General features: G+C 69.4%; 9 protein-coding genes. 5 read left to right on the top strand and 4 right to left on the bottom strand.

Going from position 1 to position 9,704, the window contains the following annotated elements:
- Positions 1 to 557 precede the first annotated feature (557 nt).
- Both ppk2 and ACFV2J_RS31740 read left to right on the top strand, forming a co-directional pair.
- Positions 558 to 1,532, top strand: coding sequence for a polyphosphate kinase 2 (gene ppk2, locus ACFV2J_RS31745; protein WP_385084276.1), 975 nt, complete (start codon positions 558 to 560; stop codon positions 1,530 to 1,532).
- Positions 1,533 to 1,759: 227 nt separating this feature from the next.
- The gene (locus ACFV2J_RS31740; protein WP_385084274.1) at positions 1,760 to 2,017 is read left to right on the top strand and encodes a hypothetical protein; all 258 of its coding nucleotides are present in this window, start codon (positions 1,760 to 1,762) and stop codon (positions 2,015 to 2,017) included.
- 294 nt (positions 2,018 to 2,311) lie between these two features.
- Here the strand turns inward: ACFV2J_RS31740 and ACFV2J_RS31735 are convergent, their stop codons facing one another.
- Positions 2,312 to 2,590 (bottom strand): GlsB/YeaQ/YmgE family stress response membrane protein, encoded by a 279-nt coding sequence (locus ACFV2J_RS31735; RefSeq protein WP_385084272.1) that lies wholly within the window; start codon positions 2,588 to 2,590, stop codon positions 2,312 to 2,314.
- Between the two features lie 294 nt (positions 2,591 to 2,884).
- Between ACFV2J_RS31735 and ACFV2J_RS31730 the strand changes: the two genes are divergently transcribed.
- A complete protein-coding gene (locus tag ACFV2J_RS31730) occupies positions 2,885 to 3,115 on the top strand; it encodes a DUF5133 domain-containing protein (protein WP_385084270.1) in 231 nt (76 codons plus the stop codon).
- Positions 3,116 to 3,301: 186 nt separating this feature from the next.
- On the opposite strand, the gene ACFV2J_RS31725 is transcribed toward ACFV2J_RS31730, so the two are convergent.
- Entirely contained in the window at positions 3,302 to 3,961 is a 660-nt protein-coding gene (locus tag ACFV2J_RS31725) for an MSMEG_1061 family FMN-dependent PPOX-type flavoprotein (RefSeq protein WP_385084268.1), read from the bottom strand.
- A gap of 348 nt (positions 3,962 to 4,309) precedes the next feature.
- Positions 4,310 to 5,158: a LysR family transcriptional regulator gene (locus ACFV2J_RS31720; protein ID WP_385084266.1), complete on the bottom strand. Its 849-nt coding sequence runs from the start codon at positions 5,156 to 5,158 to the stop codon at positions 4,310 to 4,312.
- A gap of 104 nt (positions 5,159 to 5,262) precedes the next feature.
- Here ACFV2J_RS31720 and ACFV2J_RS31715 point away from each other — a divergent pair, with 104 nt between their 5' ends.
- Positions 5,263 to 6,006, top strand: coding sequence for an SDR family oxidoreductase (locus ACFV2J_RS31715; protein ID WP_385084264.1), 744 nt, complete (start codon positions 5,263 to 5,265; stop codon positions 6,004 to 6,006).
- 216 nt (positions 6,007 to 6,222) lie between these two features.
- The gene (locus tag ACFV2J_RS31710) at positions 6,223 to 6,474 is read left to right on the top strand and encodes a DJ-1/PfpI family protein (RefSeq protein ID WP_385084262.1); all 252 of its coding nucleotides are present in this window, start codon (positions 6,223 to 6,225) and stop codon (positions 6,472 to 6,474) included.
- 128 nt (positions 6,475 to 6,602) lie between these two features.
- On the opposite strand, the gene uvrA is transcribed toward ACFV2J_RS31710, so the two are convergent.
- Positions 6,603 to 9,071, bottom strand: coding sequence for an excinuclease ABC subunit UvrA (gene uvrA / locus ACFV2J_RS31705; RefSeq protein WP_385441848.1), 2,469 nt, complete (start codon positions 9,069 to 9,071; stop codon positions 6,603 to 6,605).
- Between the last annotated feature and the right edge of the window lie 633 nt (positions 9,072 to 9,704).

Here is a 9,704-nt window from a genome sequence, read left to right as displayed (position 1 = left end):
CCTTCGGGGCGTTTTTGCGCCCGGGTTGGGGGGGGCGGGGGGCGCCGCCCCGACCCGGACTCATGGTGACGGTCGCCCGGCCTCGCCCAAGTCGCCGTCACCCGCGCCCGCCGGCACCTCGACGCGGCAGCCTCATATGGATCAACGCCCTTCCCACCGTGCCGAGTCCGGCTTGGACGTCATCTCATTTGGTCGCGATGAGGTCGGTCGCGGTTGACGCATAAGGGCATCGATGCAGGTGACGTGGACGAATACCGTGTCGGCCGCCGGCTCTTCCAGATAGAGGTCGCGGGCTACGCGCACAGGGCGCCGAACGGGCCGCGGGTGCCTCGTACACCGAGACCCCCCTTTTTGAAGTCCACCGGGCTGTCGCTCACCGCCTTGAGAAGCGGCTCCACGGTCGAGGGCAAGGCGTTCTCCAACACGGTCCGGACCACCTCCGACAGCGGGTGCCCCCGCGCCGAGCCCGATCGCCGGTCGCTGGGCGCGGACTGGCGCACGGGTTTGCGGGAACGCGACCCCCACGAATGAGGACGTGCGCGCGGGGGTGTGGGGCGATGGACGAGGCTGAAAAGCTCTTGCTGGACGGGCTTACCGTGGATCAGAGCCGACCGGAGCAGCCGGTTTTGCTGGACGAGGACGGCCTGGCGATTGCGACCTGGCGGGAGAACTACCCCTACGATCGTAAGGTCAGGCGCAAAGAGTATGAGCGGCAAAAGCGTCTGTTGCAGATCGAGATGCTCAAGCTGCAGCGCTGGGCCAGGAACACCGGCGCCCGGGTGATCGTCGTCTGTGAGGGGCGCGACGCCGCGGGCAAGGGCGGCACGATCCACCGCTTCACGGAGCGGCTGAACCCCCGCAGCGCCCGCGTCGTCGCCCTTGACAAACCAACTGAACGGGAAGCAGGCCAGTGGTACTTCCAGCGCTATGTCGCGCACCTGCCTGCTGCGGGTGAACTGGTCTTCTTGGACCGCTCCTGGTACAACCGTGCAGGTGTCGAGCGGGTCTTGGGCTTCTGCAGCGATGCGCAGTACGACCTCTTTCTGCGCCAGTGCCCTCGTTTCGAGGACATGCTCATCGAGGAAGGCGTCATCCTCGTGAAGTTCTGGTTCTCCGTCTCCCGGACTGAGCAACGCACTCGCTTCGCGATTCGCCAGGTCGACCCGGTGCGGCGGTGGAAACTCTCCCCCACCGACCTGGACTCGCTGGATCGCTGGGACGACTACACCGTCGCCAAGGTCCAAATGTTCCGTGCCACCGACACCGAGAACGCGCCCTGGACTGTCGTGAACAGCAACGACAAGCGGCGAGCCCGTCTGGAAGCCATGCGCAGTCTCCTCGCGCGGGTCGACTACGCCAGCAAGGACGTCGAGGCCGTGGGAGTGCCAGACCCGCTCATCGTGGGACCGGCCGACACTCTCCTCGAAGTCGGGGAGGAAGAGTCCACGCTCTCCCCCACCCCGCTCGCATCCCATGCAGACGGCCGCGGTCAGCACCCGCCGGCGTCCTCCTCCAGCCCACCGCGTAGCTGAACCGATTCTCCTCCCGCTCCCGCTCACACCGGGTCACGCAGCGGCCTGCATTTCCTCGACCAAGGCGCCCAGGGGGTGGTCGTCCGCCTCCGGGTGCGCCGGCACTTCTGCGACCGGTGACGGTGCTTCCAGAAGACGTTCGTCGAGCAGGTGCCGGGCCTGCGAACGCCTGTGCCTGGACGGGTGATCAGGCGCATCCGCCGACACCGGGCCGTCGTTGCCGGTCCATGAAGAAGATCATGATGATGGCGATCCTGCCCGCCGCCGCTCTCGTCTTCGCCGCGCCCGTCGCACACGCCGACAACGACACGAACTTCGGTAGCGGCGTAAACGCCGCGAACAACTGGAACTTCAGCGCGGCCGCCGTCTGCCTCCAGGAACTCGCCGTGGTACCTGTCGGCGGCCCGTGGATCGGCAACACCGTGAACCACTGCCGCAACGGCAACGTCCTCGCCCCCCTCCTGACATCCCGCACGCCCGCGTGACCGACACGCGAGAGCCCCGGCCGGGTACGGATCCGGCCGGGGCTGTCGACCTGCGTGATGGTGACCGACGATCGTCCGCGCGGCGGAGGGTCGCGCCGCTGGTGTTCGGCGGCGCCTGCTCCGCCTGCGCGATCCGGGGGCGGCTGCGGCCAGCGCCGTTCAGCGTGATCGACACCGAGCGCCGGCACTCGACCCGCAGCTCGAACGCCCTACCCCGCTACACGCTGACGGCCCCCGTCCTGCGAGCAGGTTCGGGAGCCATCTGACGTCTCGGATGCGTATGCCTTCAGCAGGTCACGCGTGACGGTGCGAGCGCCGGTTACCGGTGACGAGGCGGTAGACCGCGAGCAGGATGAAGGACCCGACGATCGCGGCGATCCAGGTCGAAATGTCGAAGAATCCGTCGATGGAGTCGACGCCGAAGATCACCTTGCCGAGCCAGCCGCCCAGCAGACCGCCGACGATGCCGATGAGCATGGTGATGATGATGCCACCGGGGTCCTTGCCCGGCATCAGGGCCTTGGCGATGGCGCCGGCAAGCAAGCCGATGATGATCCACGCGATGATGCCCACGATGCTGCTCCGCTTCGTTGTAAGGATCGTGTCAGCTCTTCGTGTGCACCGAATACGCGCGAACAAACGTCGTCTGACACGCCTTCCTGGAAGCTTCGGGTCGACGACCGCAGCAACGCGGTCCGAGGATCCTCCGAGGATGAAGACCTCGACCAGCCCGGTGCCGTCCCGGATGCTGCTCTCCCAGGTATCTGGCTGGCAGTAGGCGCTCTGTCCGAAACTGTCACCGCGTGGGGGCCTTGAGTGGGGGTATCCGGGTGACCAGTGTCGGTGTGGTTGGTGGAGGAGACGCTCATGTTGATGGCTCACCCGGTGGTTCTGCAGCAACTGGTCGCCGAGTACGAGACGCTGCGGGACCTGCATGCGCTGAGCGGGAGCCCGCACGCGGAGCAGCGCATGCAGGACCTGGCCTACACCCTGTGCGTGTCAACCGGCACCCGTGACATCAACACCGCCCTCGTCGTCGCACGCAACCAACTGACCGGTGCCCGGTCCGAAGACGACTCTCTGCTCGCCGCCGGCTGAATCCCACCGCACCCGCAAAGCAGTGCATCACGGCGCGGAATCTGCAGTCGTCACGAATTCCGGGGTCGGCGCTCAGGGCCGCAGATCCGGCACCCGGCCTTCCGAGGCCTGCTCGATCTTCGTGGGAATCCCCTGCACCCGTCTAGGCAGGGCAAACCGCCAAGGCCCGCACCGCCCGTCAGCCCGTTACTCGTACCGGTACTTCAGCGAATCCGCCTCCGCCTGCTCGATGTCAGCGATTGTCAGCTCCGGCATCCGCAGCTGGGCGAGCGTCACCTCGGCCGAGGTCGGCTGGGCGTCCGGCGGCAGCCACTGCTCCGGCTTCCAGGCCCCGCTGCGCAGGAGCGACTTGGGGCAGTGCGGGTAGACCTCCTCGATGCCCAGCACAAGCGCACTGGCCGGGGGCTTGCCCACGGCGGTCAGCTGCGACAGCAGGTCCGGGCGAGTGGAGACGCAGGCCCGGCCGTTCACCCTGAGCGTTGTGGTGCGCCCCGGGATGAGGAACAACAGCCCGGCCCGTCCGGTGGCGATCACGTTCTGCAGGGTGTCCAGACGCTTGTTGCCAGTCGCGTCCGGTATCGCCACCGTCCGTGTGTCCAAGACGGTGACGAATCCGGCGGGACCACCGCGCGGGGAAACGTCACAGTTGCCCTCGGCGTCCGCGCTCGCCACCAGAACCAGCGATGAGCACCCAATCAACCGCTGCGTCTGTTCGGTGAGTTCGGTCATCTGCTTACGCACGGCCGCGTTGCTGGGGAGTTCGTAGGCCCGGCGCAGCGCCTCCTGGTCCGGAACGGCGTCGAGGCGGAGCGAGTCGAAGGCACTGCTGGCAAGGGAGGTCGTCATGCCTCCGACCCTATTGGGCTGCCCTGCGACTGGTCTTGGTCGGTGAGGGCGGGGACATGGAAGCGGCCGTACGAGTTGTCCGGGGTACGAAGATCAAACAGATCCGCGCAGCCATGCCCCATCCTCCCTTCTGCGGGCTGTCGCGCCACCATCGTCGACCGGTGTGCAGGTGCCGTCGCGTGTGGTGGAGCCGGGCGCGATGACGTAGCCATCGTGGGCGCGGTCGTCGATCTGCCAGGCCAGGGCGGCGCCTTGGCTGGAGCCGGAGGAGCAGCGCCGGCGCCGTATGTCGAAGGCGCGGGGTCGGCCTGCCACTGCGTCCGGTGTCCCGGCGTTCACCGGCGTCGGTCACAAGGCAGTGGCGGCGCGGACCAGCCCCGCGACCGCCGTTGAGCGGCTGTGTGGGGGCCAGGCGATGACCGTGGTGACGTGGGGGGCGTCGGGGACCGGTACGGCGGTGAGGTTCTCGCGCAGGCCGGTGCGGCCCGACTCCGGCACGACCGCACAGGCGCGGCCGAGGGCGATGAGCTGGGTGAGTTGCGTGTGGTCGCGCACCTGCGGTCCGGGGCCGTCCGGGAAGGTGCCGTCAGGGTGAGGCCAGCGGGGCAGGGGCAGGTCGGGAAGGTCAGTGACCTCGGCGAGCCGCACGTGGTGGCGGGCGCTGAGAGGGTGGCCCGCCGGGAGGATCACGACCTGACCCTCGGAGTGCAGGTCCTCGGTGTCGAAGCCGGCTGTGTCGTCGAACGGCCGATGCAGCAGGGCTACGTCGGCCCGGCCGTCGTGCAGCAACCGTGCCTGCTCCCCCGGCCCGCACAGCACGACGTCCACGGCGACGGCGCCGGGCTCGGCTGCGTAGGCGTCGAGGAGTTTCGCCAGCAGTTCACCGGAGGCGCCCGCCTTCGCGGCCAGGACCACGGCGGGGCGGCCGGTCGCCGCGAGGGCAGCCCGGCGGGTGCGCCGTTCGGCGGCCTCGACGGCGTCGAGTGCCGCCCGCGCCTCCCGCAGCAGCACCGCCCCCGCACAGGTCAGGGCGACTCCCCGGCTGCCGCGCTCCAGCAGGAGGGTGCCCAGGCGCCGTTCGAGCCCGCCGATCGCCCGCGAGAGCGGGGGTTGGGCGATCCCGAGCCGTTGCGCGGCCCTGCCGAAGTGCAGCTCTTCGGCGACCGCGACGAAGTACCGCAGCTCACGTGTCTCCACCCCGCCAGCCTAACCGGGACGGCCAGGAGCGATACCCGGGCGGTATCGCCGTCCACCCAGTCGGTCTTGGACGCCCTGCCCGGAGGGGGAGAAGTATCGATGTCATGAGTGAGACGAACACCGTGAACCAACAGAAGGTCGCGCTGGTGACTGGGGCCAACAAGGGCATCGGGTACGAGATCGCCGCCGGGCTCGGCGCCCTCGGCTGGTCCGTCGGCATCGGCGCGCGGAACGAGGAGCGGCGCGAGACCGCTGTGGACAAGCTGCGCGCGGCCGGAGCAGACGCGTTCGGCGTGCCGCTGGATGTGACAGACGAGGCCAGCGTGACAGCGGCGGCTCGGCTGATGGAGGAGCGGGCCGGGCGGCTCGACGTGCTCGTCAACAATGCGGCGATCACCGGCGGCGGACCGCAGGAGCCCACCACGGTCGACGTGAACCGGGTACGGGCGGCCGTGGAGACCAACGTGATCGGAGTCATCCGCGTCACCAACGCCCTGCTCCCTCTGCTGCGCCGCTCGCCGTCGCCGCGGATCGTGAACGTCTCCAGCAGCGTCGGCTCCCTCACACTCCAGACCAGGCCTGGCGCCGAGACGGGCCCCATCTCCATCGCCTACGCTCCGTCGAAGACGCTCCTCAACGCCGTCACCGTGCAGTACGCCAAGGAACTGGCCGACACCCACATCCTGATCAACGCCGTCTGCCCTGGCTTCACGGCGACCGACCTCAACGGCTTCCGGGGAGTACGCACCCCCCAGGAGGGCGCGGCCGCCGCGATCCGGCTGGCCACCGTGTCGGACGACGGGCCGACGGGCCGCTTCTTCGACGACGAGGGTGAGGTGCCCTGGTGACGCGCTTCCGGTTCGCGCCGCCCCGGGGAGATGGCGCATGCGCGTCCTCGTGACCGGCGCCGTCACGCCGCGCCGGTACGACGGTCTGGGCCCAGCTCAGGCGCTGATCCAGGCCGAGCTGCACGGGCACACCACGCCGTGAACATCCCTAATTCGAGGGCGCGGCCAGGTTCAGCGTGCGAGTGGTGCTCCTCGGGTCGCTGAGGGACAGCGGGTGTGCCCGTTGTCTGTCAGAGGCTCTGTCCGCCAGAAAGGACGGCGGGAACAGCCGACGCCGTGCGCGGCGGCCGTCTGACGTCCTGGCCCAGCATCCGCATCGACATGCGCAACGCCGGCGCGGAGGTCGTCAACCAGGAGGTTGTCGCCGACGGGCAGTTGGTCATCAGCCGCAGCCCCGCCGACCTGCCCGCCCTTTGCGCCGCCGTCGTGGAACAGTTCGCCCGGGCACACCACCCCATGCCCAGCTGACCCGGTGGAATGGGCCCGGACTGGACACTCGCGCGCGGTATCCGTCACCAGCTGGAACGTAGTATGGAAACGCTCGCGACCTTGCGTCCCGAACCAGGCTGACCGACGCTCAGTCCCTCGTGCCGTCGTCACGAGTGCGCGAGCCGGGCCGCGAGATAGGGCGCGGTGGCGCTGCGGCGGGCCCTCGCCACCTTGGCCGGCGGGCCCGCCGCGACCACCCGCCCGCCCGCGTCGCCGCCTCCCGGCCCGAGGTCGATGACCCAGTCGGCGGTGGCGATCGTGTCGAGGTCGTGCTCGACGAGGACGACCGTGTTGCCTGCGTCGACGAGCCGGTGCAGCTGGCGGAGAAGGAGCGCGATGTCCGAGGGGTGAAGCCCCGCCGTCGGCTCGTCGAGCAGGTAGAGCGCGTGCCCGCGGCGGGCACGCTGCAGTTCGGTCGCCAGTTTGATGCGTTGCGCCTCACCACCACTGAGTTCCGTTGCGGGCTGCCCCAGCCGCAGGTACCCCAGTCCCACCTCGCGCAACGTCTCCAGGCTGCGGGAGGCGGCCGGGACGGCGGAAAGGAACTTGGCGGCGGCGTCGACGGACAGCTCCAGCACGTCCGCGATGTTCTTGCCGCGGTAGGTGACTTCCAGCGTTTCGGCGTTGTACCGGGCGCCCTGACAGGTCGGACAGGGCGCGTAGGTGCCAGGCAGGAACAGCAGTTCCACCGCGACGAATCCTTCGCCCTGGCAGGTCTCGCACCGCCCTTCGGGCACGTTGAAGGAGAACCGCCCGGCCGAGTAGCCGCGCGCCCTGGCCTCGTCCGTCGCCGCGTACAGCTTGCGCACCGCGTCGAACATCCCCGTGTACGTGGCCAGGTTGGACCGGGGAGTTCGACCGATGGGCCGTTGGTCGACCCGGACCAGCCGGTCGAACGACTCGACACCCGAAGCGTCCTGGACGTCGATCTCCAGCTGCGCCTCGTCGGGCTCCTCGGGTACGAGTCCGAGGTGGCCGCGGACGACCTCGGCGAGCACCTGCGTCACCAGCGTCGACTTTCCGGAACCGGACACGCCCGTCACCGCCGTCAGGACGCAGAGCGGTACATCGACGGACACGTCGTGGAGATTGTGCCGGGAAACACCGCTCAGGTGCAGCCAGCTGTGCGGTGCGCGCAGGCGGTGATCGAGCGGCTGGGCGCGCCCGAAGAGGTACTGGCTCGTGGCCGACTCCCCGACCCGCTCAAGACCGGCGACCGGGCCGCTGTACAGCACGCGCCCACCGCCCTCTCCCGCGCCGGGGCCGATGTCGACCACCCAGTCCGCCCGCCGTACGACGTCCATGTCGTGCTCCACGACGAACAGCGAGTTGCCCGCCGCCTTGAGGCGGTCCAGCACGTCCAGCAGCGGTTCCGCGTCAGCCGGGTGCAGGCCCGCAGAAGGTTCGTCGAGGACGTAGACAACGCCGAACAGCCCCGAGCGCAGCTGGGTGGCGATCCGCAGGCGCTGCGCCTCACCGGGCGAAAGGGTCGTCGAGCGGCGCCCGAGGCTGAGATAGCCGAGCCCCAGGTCGAGCAGGACGTCGACCCGCGCGACCAGATCGCCGCAGATCCGGACCGCGACCTCGGTCGTCTCCCCGGATCGGGCGGTCGACGTGGTGGCGTCGGCCGCTGACTGCTCCGCGACGGGCCGCAGCAGCGCCACGACTTCGGTGAGCGGCATGGCATTGATCTCGGCGATGGAACGTCCCGTGAAGGTCACGGCGAGCGCCTCGGGTCGTAGTCCGCTGCCGTGACACTCGGGGCAGGGCACACTCCGGACGAACCGGAGCGCCCGTTCGCGCATCTTCTCGCTCTTGGAGTCGGCGAGGACGTGCATGACGTGCTTGCGGGCGCTCCAGAACTTGCCCTGGTAGCCGTAGTCGACGCGGTCCTCCTCCGGCTCGATGTACACGGAGGGCTGCTCGTCCGTGTACAGCAGCCAGTCCCGGTCCTTCTTCCTGAGCCTGCGCCACGGGCGGTCGATGTCGATCCCCAGGCCGCTCACGATACTGCGCAGGTTGGCGCCCTGCCAGGCGCCCGGCCAGGCGGCGATCGACCCCTCGCGGATGCTCAGCGAGGGGTCCGGGACGAGCAGGTCCTCGGCGACGTCGTGCACGACGCCCAGTCCATGGCACTCCGGGCAGGCCCCGGCCGCGGTGTTGGGTGAGAACGACTCGGCCTCCAGCCGGGCGGCCCGGGGCGGATAGGTGCCGGCGCGGGAGTACAGCATGCGCAGCAGATTGGACAGTGTGGTGATGGTGCCGACCGTCGAGCGCGAGCTGGGCGACCCGCGTCGCTGCTGCAGCGCCACGGCCGGTGGGAGTCCGGTGATTTCCTGCACGTGCGGTGCGCCGACCTGTTGTAACAGCCTTCGGGCATACGGTGCTACGGACTCGAAGTAGCGCCGCTGGGCCTCCGCGTAGAGGGTGCCGAACGCGAGCGAGGACTTGCCTGAGCCGGAGACGCCGGTGAAGGCGACCATCGCGTCCCGCGGAACGTCGACATCGATGTTCCGCAGGTTGTTCTCACTGGCGCCCCGGACATGCACGAAGGGGTCGGTCGCGTCCTTGTTCACCGTTCCTGATTACAGGATCCCGCCGGGAACCGCGCGACACGTCACCGGGCCTCGCTCACACGAGCATCCCGGATCCATTTTCGATCCACGGCCTAAAGCGCACACTCCGGCGTAGGCGGATGCCGACAGGGTGGCGTTGCTGCTGAAGTTGCGGTGCTCCACGACGGTCAGCAGAGCCTCGGGTCAGCAACGACCTGGACCCCCTTTCCGTAGACGGCTACAACCTGATCACCATGCGGCTATCCATCGCCTTCATCCGCGACCGCACCTGGCTCCTGCGCCAGCTCAATGCACGACTGCGCACCAACGGAGTCCTCATTGTCATCACACCCCACGCAGCACACTCCAGCCGAGCGACGCACCATCGCCATGGATGCCGACTGGTCGATGGAAATCGACGGCCGAGCGCGTCCCCCTCAGACGGGTCACACCCGGCGAAGGAACACGATGTGCCCGGTACCAACGGTTGGGAAGGGGTGAGAGGGATACCCGCCTCGTACACGAGGTTCGGACCCAAGCCCCGTGCGGCGGGGGGGGGGGGGGCGGGCCCCCCCGGGACCCCCCCCCCACCCGGGGGGGGGGGCGCCACCCGCCCGCCAGAGACCGCGGGCGGGGGGGGTCTGAGGGGGCGCG

Origin of the sequence: Streptomyces sp. NPDC059668 (assembly GCF_042734135.1) — a bacterium.
Taxonomy (GTDB): Bacteria; Actinomycetota; Actinomycetes; order Streptomycetales; family Streptomycetaceae; genus Streptomyces.
The sequence above is the reverse complement of the archived record's forward strand: the minus strand, read 5'-3'. Positions and strand labels throughout refer to the sequence as shown.